This is a genomic window from Roseobacter sp. YIN89 (assembly GCF_057219365.1).
Genome location: NZ_JBXVVD010000002.1, coordinates 124,823 through 149,834 on the forward strand (window position 1 = coordinate 124,823; position 25,012 = coordinate 149,834).

A 25,012-nucleotide genomic window follows, 5' to 3' on the forward strand; every position below is an offset into this window, starting at 1 on the left:
CGTAATGTCCGACAACAACGACCCGATGGCCGAGATCAGAGCGTCATTTTTTATCGAATGCGAAGAGTTACTGGAAGCGCTGCAAGATGGCTTGCAGGCTATGTACGATGGCGCTGATGACAGCGAAACAATCAATGTTGTGTTCCGTGCGGTACATTCAATAAAGGGCGGCGCTGGAGCCTTTGGACTTGAGGCATTGGTTCGGTTCGCGCACCGTTTCGAGACTATTATGGATGAGGTACGGGCCGGTCGCATGACACCCGATGCCGATGCGCTGAAACTGTTTTTCTCCTGCGCGGATCACTTGTCAGATCTAGTGCGCATCAGTCGAGACGACGGTGACCTGCCGCAAGACGAGACCGATAAGTTGTTGTCGCAGTTAGATGAGATGCTTGGTCAGGACGCTGGTTCATCTGATGCGCAAGAGCACGAAGAGGACATTGATTTTCAGCCGGCGACCTTGTCGCTGGACCTGGATTTCGGCGACGACGCAGACATTGCGCCCCCGATGGAACTGGATGCTGACGCCGCCGAGGCTGGTAAAACGTTTGCGATCAGTTTCAAACCTGAAACGGAACTGTTTGAAACCGGCAACGAGCCCTTCTTGATGCTGCGTGCACTGGATGAGATGGGGACCTGTACGATTACCTGCAATACAGACGCCGTGCCGGAACTTGCAGAACTCGCACCCGAGACGTCTTACCTGTCGTGGTCGATAGAACTGACAACCGAAGCCGACGAAGATGAGATCACAGCTGCTTTTGAGTTTGTTGAGGGGCTGTGCACGTTGGAGATTAAGAAACTCGACGACAACAAAGAAACCGTGCCGCCAGCCTCCTTGGATACGCCAGAGGAGTTTGTTTTGGCTGCACCCGATCCTGATGTTCCATTGACGGTTCCCGATGACCCAGAACCGGGGCCCTTTGCTTCGGAACCAGTGGAAACGTCCGTTCCTACGGAGAAACCGAAGGATACGCCAAAGGTAACTGCGGCTCCCACCGCCAAATCAGTGGTACGTGTTGACCTTGACCGGATTGAACGCCTCGTCAACCTCGTGGGTGAATTAGTCATTAATCAGGCAATGCTATCCCAAAGCCTAGAGCGTTCAGGGCTCTCACCGCATTCGGACGCTATGAATGGTCTAGAAGAATTTCAGCGTTTGACACGCGACATTCAAGACAGCGTCATGATGATCCGCGCCCAACCTGTGAAATCGCTATTTCAGAGGATGTCGCGCATCGTGCGAGAGTCTTCTTCCGCCGTCGACAAGGATGTCAGACTGTTGACCGAAGGCGAAGGAACCGAGGTTGACAAGACCGTGATCGAACGGCTGGCCGATCCGTTGACGCATATGATCCGAAATGCCGTCGATCACGGGTTGGAAACCACGAAAGAGCGACGCGCGGCAGGCAAGTCCGAGCAAGGAAAAGTCAAACTTACAGCGGCACACCGATCGGGACGCGTGGTGATCGAAGTCTCAGATGATGGAGGCGGCATAAATCGTCCAAAAGTACATCAGATTGCGATCGACAAAGGTCTTATTGCCGCGGATGCCGTATTGTCCGATACGGAAATCGATAACCTTCTCTTCCTGCCCGGCTTTTCTACTGCATCCGTCGTTTCCGATTTGTCAGGCCGTGGTGTGGGTATGGATGTTGTAAGAACCGCTATCCAAGCTTTGGGCGGCCGCATCACGATAACTTCGACTCCGGGCGAAGGGACGACCTTTTCGATCTCTCTACCGCTGACGCTGGCCGTTCTGGACGGCATGGTTGTCCACGTGGCCAACGAAACTTTGGTTTTGCCACTGAATGTTGTCATCGAAACCCTCACGCTAAACAAAGATGATGTTGAAATGGTTCGTCCAGGGGCGAACGTTGTACGCGTCCGCAGTGGATTTGTTCCCCTGTTCGATCTGGGAAAGGAACTAGGGTACCGCGATGCTATCACGGATTATGAGGGCTCTGTTGTTCTGTTGATTGCACATGAAGATGGTGGACGCGCGGCATTGATGATCGACAGCATCCAAGACCAGCGCCAAGTCGTGATCAAGGGACTTGATGACAGTTTCTATCGCGCGCCCGGAATTGCCGCGGCCACCATCCTTGGAGACGGGCAAATCGCACTGATACTCGACACTTCCGACATCATTTCTAGCGCTGCTGATGCATCGGCTGCACATCCGAACTCCCAAGTCAGAGGAATTTCCGCATGAGTGAAAAAGACACTTCTTCTACGCTGGAGCTTTTGACGTTCCAACTCGCGGACCAGGAGTATTCGCTTGATATCATGTCCGTTCGCGAGATCCGTGGATGGACACGGACGACACCGCTGCCACATGCGCCCAGCTACATGAAGGGTGTCATCAATTTGCGCGGAACCGTTCTTCCGGTCATGGATTTAGCTCAACGATTGGGATTAAAACCCCGCGAACACACAGATCGGAACGTCATCATCGTTGTCAGCCACGCGGAAACCATGACAGGCCTGCTCGTCGATGCGGTGTCCGATATTATTGCGCTGACCTCAGATGATCTCCAACCACCGCCGGATTTGCAAAATAACACGGGTCCCAATGTTGTCAGTGCGCTTACATTGATAGACGAACGCATGATCCGGGTGCTTGATCTCAGTTCCATCATCACGCCAGTTGAAAGCAACGCTGCTTGATGAGACAGACGCTCAATAAACTGGAACTTGATCCGGAAACATTCAATGCAATTGCTGACCTCGCCTACAAAGAGAGCGGATTGCAATTGGTCGTTGAGAAGTCTTCGATGATTCAATCGCGTCTGCGACACAGACTGAATGCCGTCGGGATTTCCAGCTTTGCTCACTATGTAGAATTGGTGAAATCTGACCAGGGCCGAGAAGAGCGCAAGAACATGATTTCGGCGCTTACCACAAACGTGTCGCACTTCTTCCGTGAAAGTCACCATTTTGACACGCTGGTGACGGAAGTGTTTCCAGCGGCGCTACCAAAACTGCGGGCAGGCGGACGTTTCCGTATCTGGTCGGCGGGTAGTTCGAACGGACAAGAGGCATTTTCAATTCTCATCTCCCTGGCCGAGGCGTTTCCCGATCTCGACAAATATGATGTCAAAGTTCTTGCAACGGATATTGACTCCGAAGTTGTCGCTTTTTCCAAAAATGCCCGTTATCCGGAGCGATTTGTGGCAGGCGTACCCGCAGGTTTTCTCAAAAAGTACTTTCACAAATCAGATGACGCCTCAGGCGCGATTTACACAGTGAACAGCAACCTGAGAAACAAGGTCTTTTTCAACGAACTTAATCTTCTTGCACCCTGGCCCATAAAAAACCAGATGGATGCAATTTTTTGCAGAAATGTTGTTATTTACTTCGATCAGGAAACCCAGAACACGCTTTGGCAACGTTTTAAGAAACAGTTGCATAAAGGCGGATACCTGTTCCTTGGCCATTCAGAGCGGATCTCCGACCCAGCAGAGTTCGGTTTTTATTCAGACGGCCCCACAACTTACAGACCGGTAAACCCTGCAGACGCAGGCAACTCTTAAAAGGAAAAGCCATGTCACTGCGAGACAAAATCCGCATAATGGTAGTTGATGATATGTCCACTAGCCGGGGGTTAATTACTCAGGCACTTGATGCCTTTGGCGTGCGAAACGTATCGACGGCGGACAACGGCCTGGATGCACTCAAGTCAATGGCGACCCACCCCGTTCACCTGGTCATTTCCGATTACAACATGCCGCAAATGGATGGACTGCAACTGTTGCATCAATTGCGCGCGTCTCCAAAAACCAAAGGTGTCGGGTTTATCCTCATAACCGGACGTGCGGAACAGCAGATTGTGGATCATGGCAAAAAGCTCGGCATGAACAACTACCTTAAAAAACCGTTCGAGCAAGCAGCACTGAGAAACTGTATCGAAGCTGTCGTGGGGCGTTTGTAATTCATGAAAACGGAACCGTGCGATCTGCCTTTGGAGACGGTGCTGTCAAATGTATCGGCCCATTTGGACCAGCTTGCAGGTCGAATACACGATCTCGAAGAAACGCTGGGAGAAACTCTATCAGCGGACCACACCGCTGTTGCATCGATAAGCAAGTTCCAATCGTTGGATTTCATTCGCCAGTCATTGGAAGACTGTGCGATGCTCGTCCATTATTTGAGCATCGCGACAGCCACTACATCGTCACCGCTTGTCCGCGCTGACAAGATGGCTCCTCGATTGAAACTTGATAACACAAAAACACTTATCGCAGTAAAATCAAATGACTGCGCATCATCAGAACGGGGCGATAGCGTCGGTGACGTCGATCTGTTCTGAACAGAAGCAATCCCTTACACGTCACCGAAACCGCGCTATTACCGACCTTCTAAAAATGAATTGAAGTTCTTGTAAGACTGCCCTCAAAAAAGTTCCAAATCATTGCCGCGCTGTGCTTCTTGGACAGGAATCTCTTCGATCAGATCGGCAGACTGACGTATTTTCTGCAAAGCGCGACCGCTGGCAGGCCAGAACATGACATGCCGCGCTGTGGTGCCGCCGAGCGATTGGCTGTCGCATGATATCCCTTCTCGCTCGAGAAAATCCATCGTAAAGCTGGCGTTCTGAGCTCCGATGTCGCTAAGGCCTGCAACCATTCGAGCGCCACCAAAAGCCTTCGCTCTCAAACGATCGCGCTGACCACCGAGCTTCAGGATACCGTTGATCAATAGCTCCATCGCATTGATCCCGGCAAGATTGCAGCTGCCTCGATCATCCGACTGTACCGTCAAGAGCATATGGTTCATGCCGCCAACCTTCGCGACAGGGTCCCACAAGCAACACGACACACACGATCCAAGGATGGTTGTAATCACCATGTGCGGCCTGTTGCCCACTGCAAATTCGCCTTGGGTAATGTGCTTGCGAGTTTTCGTCATACCCGCCCCCCTGGAATCGGCGCCGCTCGGTGAAAACTGGCATTAATGGCGGCACCAATTTTTTCTATCGGGAACTGCTTTTGAACGGCTCCCATGGCATAGGCTGCGCGCGGCATCCCGTAAACGACTGATGACTGCTCGTCCTGACCGATCGTCTGGGCGCCTGCGCGCGACAACTCAAGAAGGCCCTGTGCACCGTCCTTGCCCAGACCTGTCAATATAGCCGCGGTGACGTGCTTGGCCTCTTTCACTGCAGATTGAAACAGATGGTCCACAGAAGGACAGTGCAAGGCCGGTGGGTCGTTACTGACAAAGCGGCACTGCCAACCTGTGCTGCTACGAAATACTTGAGTATGTGCGTCATCACCTGGTGCCAATACGATGTCACCACGGTTATAGGTCACACCTTCGCGCGCAAGAATGACGTTTTGCGACATCTGCCGATTGAGACGCTCTGCAAAACTACACAGAAAGTTGCCCGGCATGTGCTGGACGATGAAAACCGGCGGCCCGTCCGGCTTGAGATCCGGTAGAACGGTTTCCAACGCGGCCACTCCCCCGGTTGAGGCGCCGATCAATATCACCGATCCGCGCCGGCACGGGCGACCAATACCGGCCACCCGGACCGGAGGCGCCTGAACGGCACGATCTGGTTTTGCTTTCGGGCGGATAAAGCTGGTCGGCGATGTGCAAGCAGCCTGATAAACGCGTTCGCAAATATCACGTATCATCGCTTGATCAACGCCGGAAGTTGGTTTGAGCATGCAGTCGATCGCACCGCGGGAGAGCGCTTGGATTGCTGCATCACTGCCTTCGGTCGTCAAACTGGAAAGCATGACCACGGGCATTGGACGTGCCCGCATCAGCCGAGTGAGAAAGTCCAGTCCGCTCATCCCGGGCATCTCGATATCAAGCGTCAGCACATCGGCAGAATGCGCCTGAATAAAATCTCTGGCCTCCACGGCGCAGGATGCCTCGCCCGCAATCTCAAAACGCGGATCAGATGACAGCACCGATCTCAGCCAGGCCCGCATGACCCGTGAATCGTCAACAATCAGGACACGCTTTGGTGGCCCGACATGCGCCCGCTGCGTCGTCGTGTCATGCCGATACAAAACAACCTACCCTTGGAATTTCGTCTGACGGAAAAAGACATCCGGGCAGACCATGATCCATGGGTATGAATTTGCTGTTAATGACAGGCCGTTTAGATGCCAAAACGGTTTCGCAGCAGTCGGACAGACTAGGCTTGATCAGAAAGCAAATGGCGCGACACGATCACCCTCATGATCTCATTGGTACCTTCAAGGATTTGGTGCACACGCAAATCGCGTACGATCTTTTCGACGCCGTAGTCTGCCAAATAGCCGTATCCGCCGTGCAACTGCAGTGCCTCATTGGCCACGTCAAATGCCACGTCGGTCACATACACCTTGGCCATGGCACAGAACTTTGACGCGTCTGGTGATTTGTTGTCCAGCTTCCAGGCGGCCTGACGCAAAAAGACACGGGCTGATTGCAGTTTGATTTCCATGTCTGCAAGCTTGAACTGCAAGGCCTGAAACTGATTGATTGATTTGCCAAAAGCCTTGCGTTCCTGAGTATAGGTCAGTGCCGTATCCAATGCTGCCTGCGCACCACCCAACGCAGACGCCGCAATGTTTAGCCGCCCACCATCCAGCCCAGCCATCGCATAGACAAAGCCCCGCCCTTCTTCACCTACCAGATTTTCCGCAGGAACTTTGCAATCGTCGAATTGTACCTGCGCGGTCGGCTGCGCACGCCAGCCCATCTTGCTTTCCAATCCGCCGAATGACAGGCCAGCACTTCCATCTTCAACGAGGAGTGCGCTGATACCGCGCGGCCCGTCTTCACCGGTACGCACCATGGTCAGGTAAACATCCGAATAACTGCCGCCAGAGATAAAGGCTTTTGTCCCGTTCAGACTGTATCCTTCGTTGGTCCGTATCGCCTTGGTGCGTAAGGCCGCCGCGTCAGAGCCGGATCCTGGCTCCGTCAGGCAATAGGAAAAAACCTTTTCCATCGCGCAAAGCTTTGGCAACCACTTTTCTTTTGTTTCCGCATCTCCAAAAGTGTCGATCATACCGCCACACATATTGTGGATCGACAAAAAGGAACCGACAGACGGACAGGCCATCGCCAAAGCTTCAAAAACAAGCGTTGCATCCAACCGGCTCAATCCCGAGCCGCCGTAATCCTCAGATACGTAAATTCCCGCCAGACCCAGTTCAGCAACCTTGGGCCACAAGTCTTTTGGAATGGTGCCCTGAACTTCCCAATCCTGAGCATGCGGGGCGATATGCTCCTGACCAAATGCATGCGCCATATCGAAAATGGCCTTTTGTTCCTCTGTCAGGGCGAAATCCATCTGCATAGTCCCAAGCGGTTGCTGCCGCGCGCAGTGTCACGTCAATGGCTGCGGAAGGCAAGCGAAATGAACAAACGCTCAATAACCGGTCATTTCCAGATAACCCCGCCCCGCGTGTGTCCCCGAGATGCGTACTGGCCCTTCCCAATAATCCACGGTCGTGTCCATCCATGCCTGCCCGTTGATGGCTTGCACAGTCACGTCGACACCGCGTTCGGGCAACTCTGCACGCCAACGCGTCGGTACATCACGCCCGGCAACGCGTGTCGTCTCCAGTGCTGTGGCCTTGAATGCCCCATCCGGATAGGCTTGCGTGCGCCCATCCGGGTCGATCCACGTGGCTGAGGTGTAATCGCTGCCGTCACTGTCATGCAGAGTAAAACCCATCAACCGCGCGCCACTGTCGAACACCATCGAGAACCAGTCCCAGCTCACCTGGGTCGCCGCAAGCGGTTGCGAGGCCCATTCCCGATCCAACCACGCGTGTCCGGTTACCACAACGGGACCGGACGGCAACATCAAGGTTCCCGCAACCGTATAAAACGGCTGAGAGTAGTAGTAACTCGCCCGACCACTATCTGACTTTTGAGAATAGCCTGCCTCGCCATGGAAAACGAGCGGGCCTTCGGCATCGAGAGACAGTTCATAAGAGAAATTCTGGCCTCGTGCGGACAGGGTCAATCGGTCCATGTCATCGCCGGACATGGACCAGTCATCTATCCAAGCCTCAAAAGGGTTAACGCGCACGCCTGCCTGCCCAATCCCACCGCGTGCCCGCCGTTCGGCGACAAAATGTGCCTCTGGCGTGGTTATTGCCGCATGGGCCAGCCAAAGCTGCGGGCTGTCCCACCCTGTGCCTTCTTCCGGTGCCAGTGCAGAGCGGAAAAGCGTCCACTGAATGCCCAGATCGCGACCGGTCTCGTCTTTCAGGTTGGCCGTCAGGTACCACCATTCGATTTGATAACCCGGGTGCGCCCCATGATCTTTTGGAAACTGGAAAGCGTAACCACGTTCCGGCAAGGTGAACCCGTCCGTCGCGCGCCCGAGACCTGCAAAACCCTGCGCTGCGGCGCCCGATGCGAAAAGACCTAACAGGCACATGAGTATAGCGAGTGTTTTAGCGATCATTACTGAAAACCCTGAGCAAGGCTTGCGGGGCTGTGCGCGACAATCGCACAGCGGGCCAAGTGGCCGCGAGAAAGGCCGCGGGCAATGTTAACGCGCCCAATTGCAGGTAATCGAGCGGAAAAAGAAACATCGGCAACCGCCAGCCAAAAGCTTCGACATTCACGACGGCCAGCAAAACCCACGCCAATGCCAGCCCAAGCGGGATCGCCAAAACGCCCGTCATTGCGGCCAGCACCACCGCACGCACCAACTCCAGTCGGGCCAAACGTGCGCGCGTTAATCCAAGCGCCCAGACTGGCGCCAGTTGCGGCAAACGCATGGTCGCAAGCGTCAGCAAGCTAATGAGCATGGCTAGTGCCGCCACCGACAAAGTCAGAACATTCAGCGCCGCAGTTACCGAAAAAGTTCGCTCGAAAACCTCCAGCGAAAAGGCCTTCAGGTCTTGCTGGTTGATCAGCCCCTCCGGGTCGAGGTCGAATGACGCGCGCAGTTCTGCCGCTAGCGTGTCCGGGTCATCGGTGCGAATGCCGAACCGCAACAGAGGCACCTCTGGATAGCGGACGCGAAAAAGCGCGTCACCGATGATGATCTGTCCAATAGCATTGCCATAATCGCTGTAGATACCAAGCACTTGGTCCCCCGAGGGCAAACGATCCTGCAATCCCAAACCAGCCCGCCGCGAGAGTTGTTCGCTGATGAGCGCTCCCTGCCCGGCTGCGAGTTTTTCCCAGACCTGTGGATCAGATTGCAGCAAAGGCCAGTGGTCGCGGTAGGTGGCGTGGTCGCGCACACCGTAAAGTTCAGCAGGCATTTGATTGACCTGCAATTCAACCGACTGGATCGGAAGTATCGCATCTGCCCTTGCCTCAAGAAAGGAAATGATGTTTGCAGCTTGGCCGGCATCTCGGGCGCTCAGGTAGAGTTCTGACGCGAGGCGCTGGTCGAGATAGCTTGTGAATGTCGCACGAAAACTGGAAACCATGGTGGACACGCCAATGTTGGCCGCCATTGCCAGAAGAAGCGCCATCAACGCCATGGACAATCCGGGCAACTGCTGGCGGCTGTCCGCCCAAAACCACTGCGGGATCGGACGGGTCGATATTCTGGTGGCGAGGTGCAGTCCTTGTTCTAGGCACCACGGCAGGCAGAACGCGGCCCCGATCAGCAAGCACGCAAGAAGACCGAACCCGGCAAAAAGCCCTTCTCCGAACAAAGCCAGTGCAATCGCCCCTGCAAACAACGCCAGCGACAATAGTGCCAAATTGCGTCCGGCACCGGCAGCGCCAACGGCCATGGCGCGCGGGTGATTGAAGGAAAGGGCAGGCATTTTCCAAAGTTTGTAGAATGCGGCGGCGGCGGCTACACCCGTCCCCCCCAGAGCCATGAAAAGCCCGGAAAGCCACCACGCGGCGCGCAGTTGCAACTGACCGGCCACTTCGGCGCCGTACAAGCCGCGCAACGTTGCCGCCACGTCTGGCAAGAGAGCCGCCGCAATTACATACCCCAAAGCAATGCCGCCCGCCCCGGCAACCAAGGCGAAAGCACCAAGCTCGATTGCCAGCATGAGCGTCAGCGTGCGTAAGGGTATGCCCAGAGCACGCAGCGTGCGGAACACAGCGCGTCGCTGCTCGAAGGCTAGTCCGACCGCGCCATAAACAATAAAGACACCCACCGCGAATGACAGCAGGCCAAACGCGGTGAGGTTGAGGTGAAAACTTTGCGTCAATCTGGCGACATCCGCCTGCACATCGACCTGCGCGACGCGATACTCTTCCGGCAGCAGCGGCAAACCCTCCGGCTGCACAGGTGCCATGACCAATCGCCTAATCTGTCCGAGCCCTTGCAGCAGGTCGTCTGCAATCGCGATATCTGCCAGAATCGTACCTCGAGGCCGCGCGGCATCAGCCTCCAAAACGACGTCGAGACCTTGCAAGGCGGGCACATCGTCAGGATGCACCAAAACCGCCGCATCCGAAGGAAGCACGCCATCCTGCGTCGCGTTATTGCCGGTAAAAAGCAACGGTACCGTACCCGGAAAGGTCAACGGCTCCAACCCGATGACCCGGAAGTCCGTGTCGCCGACGCGCTTTTCCCCTTCCAGCAGCGGGCTGACCTGCCAGCCGAGACGGCGCAGGGCGACATAGGCCTGCACGCCGATTTCACCACCGTCGCGTCGCAAGACGCGAGACGTATCCGCGCTGCCCACCACGTCAGAGGCCTGTGCATAGCTCGCCCGCGCCTCGGCATTTATCGCCTGGACCCCAGACCAGAGTGACGTGGATAACGCGATCCCCGCCAGAAGTGTCAGTAGTTGCCACGGGTTGCGCCGCCAGTGTGACATCAGCGCACGCAGGCCCTGCCAGATCATGCCGGGTCTCCGCTGTCTGTCACGCGCGGAAGGACCGCCCCATGGGACAAAAGCAGTCTGCGTTGCATGCGCGCAGCCTGACGCTGAGAATGCGTCACCATCAACACTGCGGCCCCGGCTTCGGCGGCACTTTCCAGCATCAATTCGAGAACTGTATCCGCCGTCGCTTCGTCTAGATTGCCGGTTGGCTCATCTGCGAGGATCAGGCGTGGACGCGCCGCAAGGGTACGGGCAATCGCAACTCTTTGCTGCTGACCGCCGGACAAGGCCTCGGGATATTTGTCAGCATGGGCTTCAAGCCCGATTACAGACCTCAAATGAGCGGTCCAAGCCTTGTCATAGACGCCACCAAGACGTGCATGAAAGGCGATATTTGCCGCCACAGTTAAACTCGGTATCAGGTTAAATTGCTGAAATATCACACCAATTTTCGTGCGCCGCAGGGCCGCTCTCGCACTGTCGGATAACCCGGTTATATCGTGCCCGTCGATCTCTATCCGTCCTCCCGACGGGGCATCCAGCCCTGCAATCAAATGCAAAACAGTGCTCTTGCCGCTACCGGACTCTCCTTCTAGTGCGAGCGTTGCACCGTGTTCCAACGCAAAGCTCACATCCCGCAGCACTTCTGTCCGGTCACCGCCCGTATCGTAGCTTTTTGATAGATGCGCGACCTTCAAAACCATCGGGTGCCTGCTGCAACGGGAGTAAATTTCATAACGTTAATGTTTCTCGCAAACACAGTCTAACCGGATATGCGATCAAGCAAGGCGGATGCCAGTGCTTCTGCACTGTCAAAGGCAGCTTCGACACGGCCACCACCGAACCAGTCGCCGGCCGCACCCAACCGGAGATTTTCTGACAACAGGTGGGTGGATCGCGCCGCCGACAAGACCTTTGCATAGCGCCATCGATGCAATGCCACGTGTGCGGCCTTTGATGCATCGACACCTGTTGCTCTCTCAAATGCCGCACACAACTGCTCCTGCACGGTGCTCAGGTCGGCCTCCATGTTTCGATCAGACCAGTCATTGTCTGCCTGACACAAGACTGACACAGCGTTTGTGCGGCCCGGCTTGGTGTTGTTCACGGCGATCCACGCCAGCGGGCTTTCCGACACAGTCGCGGCGTCCCAAGGCAGGTCCAGTGACGTTGTAAAACCCATCATCAGGCTAAAGCATCCCTTCATGACAACGTCGTCCCAACCAGCGGCGGTGTCTTTCGCCAATTCTGGCATAAGTGCAGCAGTCTGAACCGACGGCGCCGTGCTGAGCACCCAGTCGTATTCCGCTGTGCTTTCCCCGTTGTCCAGATCGATGCGCCAACGGCTTTCCACCCGCTCCAACCCTATTGCTCTCACGCCTCGCTGCACAGACATCCCGTTGGCCATTTCCTTGCATAGACTGTTCATCGCTGGCACGCCGACATAGCGCGGCGCGCGCCAGTGCGCAGACGTTGATCCCTCTGAATCAATCCTGACCAAACGTGGTTGCCAGAGGGCGACCGTATCTTGCTCGATGTAGGAGTACAGAAACGTACGAAAAGCATCGCCATGTGCGGTGAAATACTGCGCTCCGTGGTCGAATTGATGATCCCCAGCACGACGGGTGGACATGCGCCCGCCAAATCCACGCGACTTCTCAAAAACGTCCACGATTGCGGCATCCTGCAACCTTTGCGCCACCCTGAGACCCGCTAGTCCAGCACCGATTACAGCGATTTTGGGCGAGTGGGGCAATGAAGTCTCCAAGGTGTTTATTTCATGTTACGCAGTTAGCGCAATGCGGGTACGTGACCAGAGGCCCCGTCTTGCGCGCTATGCCGTCGCCTCGCCCAAGTCAAAGCATGTCGCGGCCCCTTCTGCGTGAAAACGGAGGCCACCCGCGACGGAAGTACGCTCTAATAGTACGCTTACCCCCACAAGACCGTGCTGTTTCGTCAAGTCAGGCTCAATATGCAGCCAAGCAGAGACTAACCGACGCACATAATGCGCCTATTTGAATGTCGTTCGAGAGTGAGCAAATTTTCCGGCCAGCTAGCCTAATGCGATGGTGGATACGAACCGGTACATGCCACGGACCATCGTGGGAGCGGGTGAACGTGCAACCGCGCAAAGAGCAATGACACTTTCAGCGAGAGTTGAGCAATCGAACCAAAAGGTCATTTACTTCTGTCAGCATCCTTTTCTCTCGAAAGACTGCGTTGACCCTCATGCGCCCTGCTTCACCAATTGCCCTCGCGCGCTCGCGATCCTCCGCGAGAATGGTGAGCTTTTCGGCGAGCACAGTTTGTCCTTCGTCCCCCAGCGGATACAGCATTCCCGTTTCACCATCAGTGATGATCTCGGGCACGCCGCCGCCTTGAGTTGCCAGAACCGGTGTACCGAAAGCCATGGCCTCGATCACTACGCGACCAAACGCCTCTCCGCGACCTGTCTCACCTTGCGTGTTCAGAACAAACGCATCCGAAGCTTTGTAAAATGCAGCAATGTTGCGCTGGAACAGATATGCCCGTTTTGGCGACAGTAGGCCACGCTCTTCAGAAGATAGGCTCGACAGAAAGGACGATCGCTGCCACTCAGACTCGAAACCAACAAAGAGCAAACGCAGTTTCAAGTTATTATCCTGAGACAGCTTGGTCAAAGTCTTAAGCAACAGTCGCTGCCCTTTGGCGTCCTTCATTGTACCGATCAAGGTGACAAGAAAATCCTCATCTTCGACGCCAAGATGCGCGCGTATTTCTGCCCGCGAAAAGGTCTCCGCTTCGTCATCTGCGTCGCACAGGGGATTGCGGGAAAACGGCAACTTTTCATCCGCAGTTTGCGCGATCAATTCATCGCTAACCGCGGGGTGGATAACCGGGGCATCAGGCAGGTCCAGCCCTGCTTCATTCCATACCTCGCGCGCGCCGGCACTGTCGAACGCAACCAGCTTTGCTTGTTTCAGACTTTGGTTTTCAACGGCGCAAAACTCTCGATCTATCTCATGCACCCACCAAACCATTTTTTCGAGGGTGTCCGGCGAGGTCGTGGCTAATTCACTCACCAAATCGACGACTGGCTGTGCCGTTGTGTTGGCAATGATCAGGTCTGCATCAACAGCAAGCTCTTTGGTTTTTTCAATCGGTAAAACGGGCAGACGAAAGTTGCAAAAAGCGTTCCACGCCAGAACATCATCCGCAGCGCTGACAACCTTGACCCGGGCACCGCTGCGCATCATTGCCGCTCCGACTTCCGCGATGACCAAGGGCGCACCACTATAGTTTATGCGATGCGTTATCAGCAGCACGTCGCGGTCTTTTACAACCGGGATTGGCGGGGAACCATCCGGTGGCACGCGCACCGGCAACATTTTCGCGCGCCAGCTTTGTGCGGAAATGGGGCCAGTTCGGTCAAGCTCTCCTTTGCCAATTTGCCCGCCCGCATAGAACAATTCACCGTTGTGCTGCGCGACCACACATGTTTTCACCGACTGTGCCAGATAATCGTAAATTATCCACTCGTTGGTGTCTGGATCGTAACACTGGATCACATTAGTGAGCTTGAGGTAAAATTCGTCAGGGTGCTTGTATATTTGCCCACCGAGAGCGAAGATGCGCCCCTCCCATTTGACACTTGAGAACTCAAGATGGGAGGCAGCAATCGGCATATCAGCTAGCTTCTCCCAATAGCTGCCATCCGCTGACAATCGGAATGTGCTGGCCAGATAGTCTTCTTGCGTTTTGTTTGTGCACAAACACTCAGGATCATCAGGGATCGGTTGGAAATCACCCTGTTGACCGCCAAAAACATAGAGCCGGTCATTGAGGTCAACGCAGCCCCGATGCATTCCCGGGATTGGTATTGCGATTTCTGTGCGCCACATCGTTTCTTGCGCAACGCCTTCGTTCACACTCAGGCTCAAGTGCTGGTCTGTTGGCGTCCAGCGATCTTCCGCTGCGCCGCCGATGAAATGCAAATTGCCGCCGCACAGACCCAGTGACGCGGCATAGCGCGCGTACGGAACATCCGGCAAAGAGCGCCATGTTCCATCATGTGTATCGTATGAGTACACGGATTTCACTGCGGGGCGGCAGTTTCCGCCAAGCTGACCCGACGCGAGGTAAATGTATCGTTTTCCATCCGTAGCTGCGGCCAGATGACTATCGCTCAGACCGTCAGGCAGAGGCCCCAATGTGTGCCACTGGCCGGTTTGCAAGTCCTGTTTGACAACGTTTCGATTGACCTCATTCGCCGATTGTAACCCACCGAAAACGAACAGCGCATCACCAATTTGCAAGGCAGCAGCATCAAGTAGTTTACAGGGGCAATCGGGCATTTTACGCCACTTCAAGCCTGGTCTCTGGTCAAGCTTCTGAAGTATCTGGCGGTTTCTATAACCATCGCGCAAGTGCCGAACATATTGCTTCGAAGAAAGGTATTCGCGAAAATCGCTTGGTAATACCTGCGAGAATTTTCGAATTATGTGAAGCATACGCACTCTGAAACAATTTACTGATTTAGTTGTTTTGCCACAAAAACAGCCGGCAAGTTTATTATAGGCAGCAGCGCACCCACTCAAAAGGTTTTGACCCAAAACAAAGACTTGTACGGTGAATTTCATTAAGTTTTGGCGCCCATCTCAACTTTGGATTAGTGCCGGCCACTGCCGACAGTCGCGATAGTTGTGCGAGAGACCAGGTTCATTTTCGGAGTTTGCCGCCGCACATGGCAATATGCGTGTGAGACAGAAATTGGATTCGGATCAAATCGTTCGAGTACAATGGGCCTGACCTACTGCGTTCGAAGTTCGCTTATACGGGTAAGCATTGGTCAGATTTTGACCTTTAGCGGAAGAGCTAGCATAGCCGAACCGGCGCTGACCCTGCGCCAGTTCCTTCGGTTTATCCCGTAGTTCCATGTCCGCCGAACGCTTCGAGAAACGCCAAATGACACGCCTACCTATCCGGTCCAGAGTACATCTCCCGGTGCTGACTATAACCGCTGCCTTTCAGTTCCCAGTGCAAGGCACTCCTCTTGAAACCGGGCGTCGGAAGTTTTCCGAGCATCTCTTTTAGTGTCGCCACCTCCATCATCTGCCCGGTCGGCACCTTATCCAGCTTCGCATTACCAAACATCAGCCTCTTCAGTCGATGTCCGTCCGACACCGCCATGCGCCCATATTTGTATCACCACTTGCGAAAGCGGCGTCGCCAATCCCATGCCTGCGGCATCACTTCTTTGCGCCCTGCCCACCCGAAGACTGTCAATATGACAATGAACTGCTTTTTGGCTAAGCGGCTTCTCGTCATTTTCTGCCTGCTAACTCTGAGAACAGCTAAAATAAAATTGAGGGATTTTTTAAGAGATGCAGGTCATCGCGCGTTGATCAAACGGATGCATTGGATGAGTTTACATCGCCACTACCGGCCACCAGATCATCCATTCCGTAAGAAAGCGACGGCCACCAAAAGCGCAGCGAACAACTAACCGCTGGTGATCTGAGCATGCAGACTAACCCAAAGCTGGGCAGATATTAATCTTTGGCAAGGTGTAATGCCTGTTATTTGGTCATTTCTGGCTGCTTAAGTAATTCCACGCCGCTTTGCGCTTGATCCAGTTACGGCGTTGTCCGCTCACTTGACGCGCAGGATGTCTAGGGTTCCGCTTGGCTGCCAAGGTCTGGTCCGAGAGATATCGCCGGTTGGTCAATCCCAAGCGGTACACGGCGGGGCAAAATCCCGGGAGGCTACTGCGCTGGTTTGACCCCGCGCTCCGCTCACGCCCACCACGCGGTCAATCCATTGTGAAAACAAAACGGGGACCGAAAATGAAAAAATTGATTACATCCACAGCTCTCGCACTTTGCGTCGCAACGGGCGCTACTGCGCAGGAAAAGACTGATTTCCGCGTCGCATGGTCCATTTATGTAGGCTGGATGCCTTGGGGCTATTTGGAAGACAGCGGCATTATGGACAAATGGGCTGATAAATACGGCATCGATATCGAGATCGTGCAGATCAACGACTACATCGAGTCGATAAACCAATACACTGCAGGCCAGTTCGATGGAGTTTCAGCGACTAATATGGACACCTTGTCAATTCCATCAGGAGGCGGCGTAGATACCACAGCACTCATCGTTGGCGACTATTCTAATGGGAACGACGCGGTAATTCTAAAAGGCGATGGCGATTTGACTACCCTTGCGGGCAAACCGGTGAACCTTGTCGAGCTTTCAGTGTCCCACTACCTGCTGGCGCGCGGCTTGGATTCCGTTGGTTTGTCGGAGGGTGATCTGGATGGTGTCATCAACACCTCTGACGCAGACATGATTGCCGCCTTTGCAACCGATGACGTCGAAGCCGTCGTAACATGGAACCCGCTGGTCTCTGAAATTCTTGAAGAACCCGGTGCCACATCCGTGTTCGACAGCTCAGACATTCCCGGCGAGATTATCGACCTGATGGTTGTGAACACTGAAACGCTTCAGGCAAACCCCGACTTTGGCAAGGCAATGGCCGGGGCATGGTATGAAGTCATGTCGCTGATGGCGGCAGGCGACGAAGACGTACTGACGTCGATGGCAGAGGCATCAGGCACCGATCTGGCGGGCTACAAAGCACAACTCGCATCCACCGAAATGTTCTATGATCCGGGGGCTGCTGTGGCATTCACAAGTGGTACGGAACTGCCGGCCACCATGACGAATGTCGCTGAATTCCTCTTCGACAAAGGCATCCTTGGCGAAGGTGCGCCATCGGCTGACTTCGTCGGCGTTGAGTACCCGGACGGGTCGGTCACTGGAAATACGGGTAACGTGCAGTTCCGCTTCGATACGACCTACATGCAAATGGCCGCAGACGGCAGTCTGTAAGGCCACAGGCTCCGGCATGCGTCGGGGCCATTCTTATGCGCTTGATTAACATCATACCTGGGCGCCCGCTGGCCGTCTTTCTGGTACTGCTGCCATTCGCGGCGGTGTTGGTGGCCTATGCCGCGGGTTCGGAAGCGCGCTTGGCCATCAACCCCCAAGACAAATTGCTTCCAGCGCCATCAACCGTTTGGGAAACAATGGTGCGTTTGACCACAGAGGGCGACCGACGCACAGGCCGTATTCTCTTTTGGCATGACACAGGGGCTAGCTTAAAACGGCTCGGATTGGGTATCGGCATATCTGCCATTGCGGGCCTGATTATCGGGTTGCTGATAGGGCTGGTGCCACTGGTGCGCAGCCTGCTTGCGCAGTTCGTCGCTGTATTGTCGATGATCCCTCCGTTGGCGCTGCTACCGATCCTGTTTATTGTTTTTGGCCTTGGGGAACTGTCAAAGGTGGTGCTGATCGTGGTTGGCACCTTGCCATTTATCATTCGCGACCTCAGCCAACGCACGCTGGAGATTCCCACGGAGTTATTGGTAAAAGCGCAGACTTTGGGTGCGTCCACTTGGGTCATTGCGATCCGTGTAGCCCTGCCGCAGGTCATGCCGCGTCTTATTCAGGCTGTGCGCCTGTCGCTGGGGCCTGCTTGGTTGTTCTTGATCGCAGCGGAAGCCATCGCGTCAGATCTGGGGCTGGGCTACCGTATTTTTCTTGTTCGCCGCTACTTGGCCATGGATGTGATCCTGACCTACGTTATCTGGATCACTCTTTTGGCTTTTTTGATCGACTGGCTGTTGCGGCGCGCTTCGCGTCGGTTCTTCCCCTGGGCGGAGGAGAGCTTGTGAGCTTTGTAACCGTTCAGGACATCTTCCAAAGTTACGATGGCCGCCCGATCATAGAACGGGTCAACGTGAAGGCCGACGAAGGCGAGTTTATTTCCATCGTCGGCGCGTCGGGATGCGGCAAATCTACCTTTTTGCGCCTGCTGTTGGCTCAGGAACGACCGACCCACGGCTCGATCCGCATTGACGGAGCGGAACCCGCAAAAGAACCGGGGCTGGACCGAGGGATCGTTTTTCAGAAGTATTCTGTTTTTCCGCATATGACCGTCCGTGAAAACATCGTTGCAGGCGAAAGCATGCGCACCGGCTGGGGCCGTTTCTTTGGAGACCAAGCCAAAGCGGCGCATGCCCGGGCCGACGAGACGCTGCAGCGGATCGGGCTGGCCCATGTTGCGAAAAATTACCCGGCAACCTTGTCGGGCGGCATGCAACAACGCCTTGCGATTGGGCAGGCGCTGGTCGCAAAACCGCGCGTGCTTTTGTTAGACGAACCTTTTGGCGCGCTTGATCCAGGCACCCGTCTTTCGATGCACGATTTTCTTCAAGACTTGCGCGCCGAGACGGGCATGACCGTCTTTATGGTGACCCACGACCTTGAAGAGGCGTTCAAGCTTGGCGATCGCGTGCTGGTTTTTGACAAGGTCCGTTGGGATCCGCACGCGCCCGAGCGTTTCGGAGCAACCATCACCTACGATTTTGACGCCCGCGACGGCGGTATTCCGTTTCAAAGATTAAAGGAGAGCATCCATGTTCCAACATCCCCGTGACCGCTCTAGGTCGCATCACCCTTTTCTTCACCGGCATGCGGAAAAGCGGCAACACCATCCCGACCTGACCAAGCTTCGCGGGTGGAAAGCGATGCAGGCAGAAGCCGATATCCCCGGCAGTGGTTGGGCAGAAGAGCGCAAATGGGCGCTGCGTATGGGGCTTACGGGTGCCGACAGCATCGAAGACAAATCCATTCCAACATTCGCACGTGGCGAACTGCCCCATTACGCGGGTATCAACACCTTCCTCAAAGCGCCCTATGCCGAGGATGTAACAGAGGTAAAAGACTATGATGCAACCGTTCTTGGCATCCCGTTTGATGGGGGCACAACCTACCGCGCAGGTACGCGCTTCGGGCCGCAAGGTGTCCGCAAGATCAGCGCCCTTTATACACCGTATAATTACGAAATGGCGGTCGATCTTCGAGAACAGATGACCCTATGCGACGCGGGCGACGTTTTCACGATCCCCGCCAATATCGAAAAAACCTTTGACCAGATCAGCCGTGCGGTCAGCCACGTGGCCTCTTCTGGTAGCCTGCCGATTATGATCGGTGGCGACCATTCCATCGGATTTCCCTGCGTACGCGGAATTGCCGAATGCACATCAAAGAAAATCGGAATCGTCCATTTTGACCGTCACGCAGACATTCAGGAAAAAGATCTGGACGAGCGGATGCACACGACACCGTGGTTTCATTCGACCAACCTGCCAAATGTGCCCGCCAAAAATCTCGTGCAGGTTGGCATTGGCGGCTGGCAGGTCCCGCGGGAGGCGGTCAAGGTCGCCCGCGAGCGCGAAACAAACATTATCACAATGAGTGACATGGAAAAGATGGGCATCGACAAAACCGCCGAAATGGCTCTGGAGATGGCATGGGATGGTGTCGACATGGTCTATATGTCCTTTGACATAGACAGCATTGATTGCGGATTTGTACCCGGCACCGGTTGGCCGGAACCGGGAGGGTTCTTGCCGCGCGAAGCTCTGGCGCTTGCCTCCAAAGTGGCGGCCGAGGGTATCTGCGGGATGGAGCTGGTCGAAGTAGCCCCGCCCTATGATCAATCTGAAATCACAGCACTGATGGGCACCCGCGTGATCGTTGATGTATTGGGCAGCCTCGTGGCCTCTGGCAACATGGGCAAGCACAAGCGGCATATCGATAAGCCGGTAACGATCCCCCATGGCGACTTTGAAGGAAAGCGGTGGTCCAATGCCACATGATATCGTGAACGGCCACATTGGCCACAATCATAGCCATGACGGTGACTATCTGCACAGCCATATGCCAGACGCCGACAAGGCAGAGGAGTTGCTGGTTCTGACAACTCAATTCATAGACGGGTTCGTAGCGGCTAAAGACAAAATGTCATATCTGCGGTTGGCCGGTGTCCCTTTGGAAATCGATGCTCCAAATGGCGGGCCAAAAATGAAGCTTGTGGATGTGCAACTGACAACTGAATGGCAGGTTGGTACGGCGTCACCTTCTTTCGGCTCACAGGAACTTTCCTATTTGCCGTACCCTGGTGACATGGTGACAGAGCGCACCAACCTGGGGTTTGTCTATGTCTCGCTCAAGGCCAAGCAAGTAAACGATTTGCGCAGTTTCCTGCAAAGCCATCCGGCAGCAGGAGACGTCTCGTGAGGGTTATGACGGTTTTTCTGGTTTTGACGGCAAGCCCTGCGATGGCACATCACGAAGTGGTTGTGGCCACCTCGGTGGTGCCGACAATGATGGGCATTGCCACGATCGTCTCGGTAGGAATTGGCGCGCTTTTGCAAAAATGGCGGGGGAAATAACACGTTACGTGAAACCGAGCGCCAGCAATTTTTTGATGCCTGTTCCGTCTTAAAATCCAGCGTAGCGTGTACATCCTTTAGAGGTATGACAAAGTCATACGTCATGAGTTTTCCCGTGCCCGCACGAAAAGATCACGCAATTAGGCGGCGGTTGCCTCGCAATTTCGATTGGCTTTGAGCAAATTAAATAACTCAGCACGGGACACCCGCTGAATCAAGGAAAACGTCGGCTTTCAAAATGAACGGAGCGCGGACTGGCAGGAATAAGTGGCGGTGCTGTCAGACGAATTCGAACTCGTCGGGGCGGGTTGGATTCGAAACCGAGGAACGCTTACCATCGCTAATCACCGGACCTGCTGTTGTTATTTGTGATTCTGGGACCAGCGGTCTTTATTCTTGATGTCACTATTTCGGGCATAGGGGATTATATTTGGAATGTGCTTCCAATAGGCTTCTGGATCGGCAACGAGCCTGACAGCCAGTGGCAGGGATCGGGCACTATCTTCTGCTGGGGCGGTGGATCGCCTTGGTGCCCCTTCAAGGCCGAACTGACTATCTTACTTAGCCGAATAGAACTTTTCCCAATTTGCCTTTGTAGCGAGAACAGTGACGCAGTTCGTAAAAGGTGCCGTCAAGAGCATGCAGCGCTTGTGACATGCTGTCGACCTGGTCGTCGTATTTTCCGTTCGGGAACGCAGCAGCTTCAGCTATAAACGCCTCTTTCCAGGAAGCTGAGACCGGCAACCGGACAAACCCCTGCTCGATCTTGGGGGACTGGATGGACATTCTGTGGTCTTTGCCGGTCGTCGGGTAATACGACCGGATTCCGTAACGGTCTTGCCGGCGCAGATGATCATAGACGCCCCTGCCCACCCCTGCGGTTTCGACCATCACCAGTTTTGGATGCCATTCTGCTCGGAGCTTTTCGGCCTCCTCTTGCAGGTAGGGCAGCAGGTACTGCTGCCGGTGAACGTGCAGCAAATCGATATAGTTTCCGATGAGTCCCCATGTCGTGCAGACAGTGTAGTCATTGGATTCTCCCGGCACCGACGCCGTGTCCCAGCTCTGCAAGAGAGCCTCGTAATCGCTGGCACGAAGATCGGGTGGTATTTCGCCAAACCATTCGGTTTTAATTATGTTACCACCCGCCGGCGCCGGTGCCTGCTGATACTGTGCGGAGAAAGCGCGAGATCCCATACTGCGCTCATTTTTATCTAGTTCTTCCTGTCCCATATGTTCGGGTAAGAGAATGTCGCCCTTCTGACGATGCAAAGTTGTAGTGGAATTTAGTGCGATCTCTCGGTCTCGGGTCTCAATCGCCGGGAGCTCCAGAACTTCCCAGTCACCAGTTGCGATAAGCCGGCCAGGAAGGTCGTCTGCGTGCAAACGTTGTGCGACCACAATGATCGCACCATCCTTTGGGGAATTTAAACGTGTCAAAGCCGTCGAATTGAACCAGTCCCAGTTTGCTTCACGTTTCTTTTCCGAAGAAACGTCTTCTGCTTTCATTGGGTCATCGATAATCAGTATGTCACCTCCCTTTCCGGTCAGCGCACCGCCGATTGAAGTGCTCATTCGGAGACCAGCTTTTGTCGTTAACACCTCCTCAACGGATGCCCTCGAAGGATCGATTTCGAGATCTGGAAAGACAGCCCCGTACCATTCGGTTTGCATCAGATGGCGGCTTTGTCGACTGAACGTCTCCGCGAGGTTCGCACCATAGCTAATGGACACAATCCTTTTTGTCGGATCACGCCCCATGGCCCAAGCTGGAAATGCAACCGTTGCACAGTGTGATTTCAGATGCCGAGGTGGCATCAGGATCAGCAGCCGCTTGATGTTGCCCAAGAACACTTGTTCGAGCTTGTAGCAAATGGCGCGAATATGGTGGCCATAGTGGAATTCAGCACCGGGGTTCAGCTCGTAGAACGAACGCTCTGCGAACGAGTAAAAATGGTAGTAATAAAGTGCTGTCAGGGTTTCAGAAGGTGTCATTTTCATCGTCTTCTTCCTCTTCAATTGATGTTTCGTCTGGATTATCCCCGTGAACCTGAGCCCTTGCCTCTTGCAGGGTTTCAACCCAGAGGAGGCGGTTCTCGAGGACTTTCAGATCATCCGGGGTGATACTGAGCGACAGCGGCTTATGTGCTTGATCTCCATCGTGGCTCAGCGTTTCGGTAATGAACTTTACAGCCGTCATATCGCCCTTCATGGCCTTCATAAACACGGCCACAAGCATGGCCTCATCCTGGCTCATTGAGACCGCCGTACCATTTTCGTAGACGACGATTTCTTTGGCCGCGAGCTTCTTGAGTTTGGCCTCGATCGAGGCCGCCTTCTTCGGCTTCCCAGATGGATTGCCGGACTGACCCTTCTTCCATTGGCTGTGCTGGGGTGGATTTTTGTACCCCGAACCTCCGGCCGTAACGCTCTTTGGGGAGTGACCTGTCATCAAAAATCCTCCACGTGGTGCGTTTGCGATGCAGCAGACGCGGCGCGTCCCGCACCCTGATCCAATTCGGAAAATGTCTGACCAGTCTGAGCGAGGATTGCTTCGCTGCCCGTCATCTCCTGCCAGCGCCGGATCGCGACGTCAACGTAGACCGGGTCGATCTCGACACCGATGCAGCGCCGCCGAGTACGCTCCGCCGCCAGCAGGGTAGTACCCGATCCTAAAAAGGGTCGAGGACGAGATCACCCGGGTCGGTCACATCAAGCAACGCATCCATGACCATGCGGATCGGTTTGACTGTCGGATGCGCGTCAAAAGCATCGTCAGTGTCTTTCACACCGCCGGTCGCGCCAGCGTACTGCCAGACATTCGAACGGTTCCGGCCGTACTTGCCCAGTTGCACGTTGTTCTGATGGCCAGCACCATCTCGGCGGGCAACAAAGACGAACTCATGCTGACTGCGATAAAGGCTGCCCATGCCAGGCGCGGTTTTAACCCAGACGCAGACATTGAGCAGATCAAGTTTGAGTGCTGCGAGAGCGTCCGCCATCTCGCCAACGTGGCGCCAGTCCATGCAGGCGAAGATCACACCACCGGGCTTGAGCAGTGTGACAACACTACCAAGGGTCTTCATGAGAAATGCAATAACCGCTTCCTGGGGCATTTCACCGGAGGCCTCTGCGAATTCTGCAAACCCGGCCGACGCGTCCCTGACATGACCGTTGATCTTTACGTTGTAAGGCGGGTCGGTGAACACCGCGTCCGCCACATGCCCATCCATTAGAGCCGCGAGAGAAACGGTGTCCCGCGCCGAAGCGCAGTAGATGAGGTGATCGCCGAGACACCAGATGTCCCCCAGGCGCGTGACCGGTTGTGTGCTGTTTGAAATTTGGTCCGGGATCTCATCGGCCGGGTCTGCGTCTCCATGCTCAACACCCCCAAACCTGATGGCCTCGATCTCCGGCATTTCGAACCCTGGTATCTGAATGTCACCGCTGATTTCGATGATGTCATTGATCTCGAGGCGGAGCTCATCAGGATCCCAAGCCCCCTTCTCCTGTAGCTTGTTCAGCGACAAGGCAAGGCGGCGGGTTTCGACATCGGACAAATCATCCACCACGATGCACGGTACTTTCTCGGTTCCGAGGCGCAAGGCGGCCGCGAGCCGGGTGCGTCCATCAATCACCTCATACCGATCTGTACCCGGCTTGCTGCGGACAAGTATCGGGATCCTGAACCCGAACTTCTCGATGGCTCTCAGAACATTGTCCTGATGATGGCATCAGAAATGAAACGCCGCTTCCGACGGTCCAATTCCCTGCAAATTCCCTGCTTGGGCCCCAGGGAATTACCTTATAAGAATATGAAAACACTTGCACATTTCGGATTTCGACACGTCCGATTGGGCAAAATTTGAAAAAGTTCCCTGCAAATTCCCTGCCAGCAGGGAAATCTCACCCCAAAAGCGCACCGCGAATTGCGCCCGACAGAGACGCAAGC

Annotated in this window: 21 protein-coding genes, 2 pseudogenes and 1 riboswitch; of the genes and pseudogenes, 12 read left to right on the forward strand and 11 right to left on the reverse strand. The window is 54.9% G+C overall.

The features are described from left to right. The first annotated feature begins 4 nt into the window (after window positions 1-4). The 5 genes from AC2D8V_RS06820 to AC2D8V_RS06840 are packed head-to-tail and all read left to right on the forward strand — an operon-like array spanning window position 5 to window position 4,312. A complete protein-coding gene (locus AC2D8V_RS06820) occupies window positions 5-2,215 on the forward strand; it encodes a chemotaxis protein CheA (protein ID WP_484732786.1) in 2,211 nt (736 codons plus the stop codon). Further along, the gene (locus AC2D8V_RS06825) at window positions 2,212-2,670 is read left to right on the forward strand and encodes a chemotaxis protein CheW (protein WP_484732787.1); all 459 of its coding nucleotides are present in this window, start codon (window positions 2,212-2,214) and stop codon (window positions 2,668-2,670) included. The genes AC2D8V_RS06820 and AC2D8V_RS06825 overlap by 4 nt, the downstream gene beginning before the upstream one ends. Then, window positions 2,670-3,536: a CheR family methyltransferase gene (locus AC2D8V_RS06830; RefSeq protein WP_484732788.1), complete on the forward strand. Its 867-nt coding sequence runs from the start codon at window positions 2,670-2,672 to the stop codon at window positions 3,534-3,536. The genes AC2D8V_RS06825 and AC2D8V_RS06830 overlap by 1 nt, the downstream gene beginning before the upstream one ends. Window positions 3,537-3,547: 11 nt before the next feature. Then, on the forward strand, window positions 3,548-3,934 hold the full coding sequence (locus AC2D8V_RS06835) for a response regulator (RefSeq protein ID WP_484732789.1): 387 nt from the start codon (window positions 3,548-3,550) through the stop codon (window positions 3,932-3,934). A 3-nt stretch (window positions 3,935-3,937) separates the two neighbouring features. Next, window positions 3,938-4,312, forward strand: a complete 375-nt coding sequence (locus AC2D8V_RS06840) for a hypothetical protein (protein ID WP_484732790.1) — start codon at window positions 3,938-3,940, stop codon at window positions 4,310-4,312. A gap of 83 nt (window positions 4,313-4,395) precedes the next feature. On the opposite strand, the gene AC2D8V_RS06845 is transcribed toward AC2D8V_RS06840, so the two are convergent. From AC2D8V_RS06845 to AC2D8V_RS06880, 8 genes are all read right to left on the reverse strand, one after another. Further along, entirely contained in the window at window positions 4,396-4,911 is a 516-nt protein-coding gene (locus tag AC2D8V_RS06845) for a chemotaxis protein CheD (RefSeq protein ID WP_484732791.1), read from the reverse strand. Further along, window positions 4,908-6,026 carry a chemotaxis-specific protein-glutamate methyltransferase CheB gene (cheB, locus tag AC2D8V_RS06850; protein ID WP_484732792.1) on the reverse strand — a complete coding sequence of 373 codons (1,119 nt, stop codon included), beginning with the start codon at window positions 6,024-6,026 and terminating at the stop codon, window positions 4,908-4,910. Before cheB ends, AC2D8V_RS06845 begins: the two co-directional genes overlap by 4 nt. 128 nt (window positions 6,027-6,154) lie before the next feature. Continuing rightward, a complete protein-coding gene (locus AC2D8V_RS06855; protein WP_484732793.1) occupies window positions 6,155-7,300 on the reverse strand; it encodes an acyl-CoA dehydrogenase family protein in 1,146 nt (381 codons plus the stop codon). 78 nt (window positions 7,301-7,378) lie between these two features. Further along, the gene (locus AC2D8V_RS06860; RefSeq protein WP_484732794.1) at window positions 7,379-8,428 is read right to left on the reverse strand and encodes a lipocalin-like domain-containing protein; all 1,050 of its coding nucleotides are present in this window, start codon (window positions 8,426-8,428) and stop codon (window positions 7,379-7,381) included. Beyond that, on the reverse strand, window positions 8,418-10,796 hold the full coding sequence (locus AC2D8V_RS06865) for an ABC transporter permease (RefSeq protein WP_484732795.1): 2,379 nt from the start codon (window positions 10,794-10,796) through the stop codon (window positions 8,418-8,420). The genes AC2D8V_RS06860 and AC2D8V_RS06865 overlap by 11 nt, the downstream gene beginning before the upstream one ends. Continuing rightward, the gene (locus AC2D8V_RS06870; RefSeq protein ID WP_484732796.1) at window positions 10,793-11,479 is read right to left on the reverse strand and encodes an ABC transporter ATP-binding protein; all 687 of its coding nucleotides are present in this window, start codon (window positions 11,477-11,479) and stop codon (window positions 10,793-10,795) included. The genes AC2D8V_RS06865 and AC2D8V_RS06870 overlap by 4 nt, the downstream gene beginning before the upstream one ends. A 59-nt stretch (window positions 11,480-11,538) precedes the next feature. Then, entirely contained in the window at window positions 11,539-12,531 is a 993-nt protein-coding gene (locus AC2D8V_RS06875) for an NAD(P)/FAD-dependent oxidoreductase (RefSeq protein ID WP_484732797.1), read from the reverse strand. Between the two features lie 391 nt (window positions 12,532-12,922). Beyond that, the gene (locus AC2D8V_RS06880) at window positions 12,923-15,124 is read right to left on the reverse strand and encodes a glycosyltransferase (protein ID WP_484732798.1); all 2,202 of its coding nucleotides are present in this window, start codon (window positions 15,122-15,124) and stop codon (window positions 12,923-12,925) included. A gap of 1,291 nt (window positions 15,125-16,415) precedes the next feature. After that, a riboswitch (guanidine-I (ykkC/yxkD leader) is annotated at window positions 16,416-16,520 on the forward strand. An 80-nt stretch (window positions 16,521-16,600) separates the two neighbouring features. Here AC2D8V_RS06880 and AC2D8V_RS06885 point away from each other — a divergent pair. From AC2D8V_RS06885 to AC2D8V_RS06915, 7 genes and pseudogenes are all read left to right on the forward strand, one after another. Continuing rightward, window positions 16,601-17,647 (forward strand): putative urea ABC transporter substrate-binding protein, encoded by a 1,047-nt coding sequence (locus AC2D8V_RS06885; RefSeq protein ID WP_484732799.1) that lies wholly within the window; start codon window positions 16,601-16,603, stop codon window positions 17,645-17,647. 35 nt (window positions 17,648-17,682) lie between these two features. Continuing rightward, entirely contained in the window at window positions 17,683-18,495 is an 813-nt protein-coding gene (locus tag AC2D8V_RS06890; protein ID WP_484732800.1) for an ABC transporter permease, read from the forward strand. Next, window positions 18,492-19,259 (forward strand): ABC transporter ATP-binding protein, encoded by a 768-nt coding sequence (locus AC2D8V_RS06895; protein ID WP_484732801.1) that lies wholly within the window; start codon window positions 18,492-18,494, stop codon window positions 19,257-19,259. Before AC2D8V_RS06890 ends, AC2D8V_RS06895 begins: the two co-directional genes overlap by 4 nt. Further along, window positions 19,240-20,484 (forward strand): agmatinase family protein, encoded by a 1,245-nt coding sequence (locus AC2D8V_RS06900; RefSeq protein ID WP_484732802.1) that lies wholly within the window; start codon window positions 19,240-19,242, stop codon window positions 20,482-20,484. Before AC2D8V_RS06895 ends, AC2D8V_RS06900 begins: the two co-directional genes overlap by 20 nt. Beyond that, window positions 20,474-20,905, forward strand: coding sequence for a hypothetical protein (locus tag AC2D8V_RS06905; RefSeq protein WP_484732803.1), 432 nt, complete (start codon window positions 20,474-20,476; stop codon window positions 20,903-20,905). The genes AC2D8V_RS06900 and AC2D8V_RS06905 overlap by 11 nt, the downstream gene beginning before the upstream one ends. Then, entirely contained in the window at window positions 20,902-21,060 is a 159-nt protein-coding gene (locus AC2D8V_RS06910; RefSeq protein ID WP_484732804.1) for a hypothetical protein, read from the forward strand. Before AC2D8V_RS06905 ends, AC2D8V_RS06910 begins: the two co-directional genes overlap by 4 nt. 359 nt (window positions 21,061-21,419) lie before the next feature. Beyond that, window positions 21,420-21,590, forward strand: a pseudogene (locus AC2D8V_RS06915) (BCCT family transporter); the annotation flags it as partial. 31 nt (window positions 21,591-21,621) lie between these two features. Here AC2D8V_RS06915 and terL read toward each other — a convergent pair. The 3 genes and pseudogenes from terL to AC2D8V_RS06930 form a co-directional block, all read right to left on the reverse strand. Continuing rightward, complete coding sequence (gene terL, locus AC2D8V_RS06920) at window positions 21,622-23,061, reverse strand: phage terminase large subunit (RefSeq protein WP_484732805.1); 1,440 nt, start codon at window positions 23,059-23,061, stop codon at window positions 21,622-21,624. Next, window positions 23,042-23,512, reverse strand: coding sequence for a DUF5681 domain-containing protein (locus tag AC2D8V_RS06925; protein WP_484732806.1), 471 nt, complete (start codon window positions 23,510-23,512; stop codon window positions 23,042-23,044). Before AC2D8V_RS06925 ends, terL begins: the two co-directional genes overlap by 20 nt. Beyond that, window positions 23,512-24,773, reverse strand: a pseudogene (locus AC2D8V_RS06930) (DNA modification methylase). The gene AC2D8V_RS06925 and the pseudogene AC2D8V_RS06930 overlap by 1 nt, the downstream one beginning before the upstream one ends. Window positions 24,774-25,012: the final 239 nt, after the last annotated feature.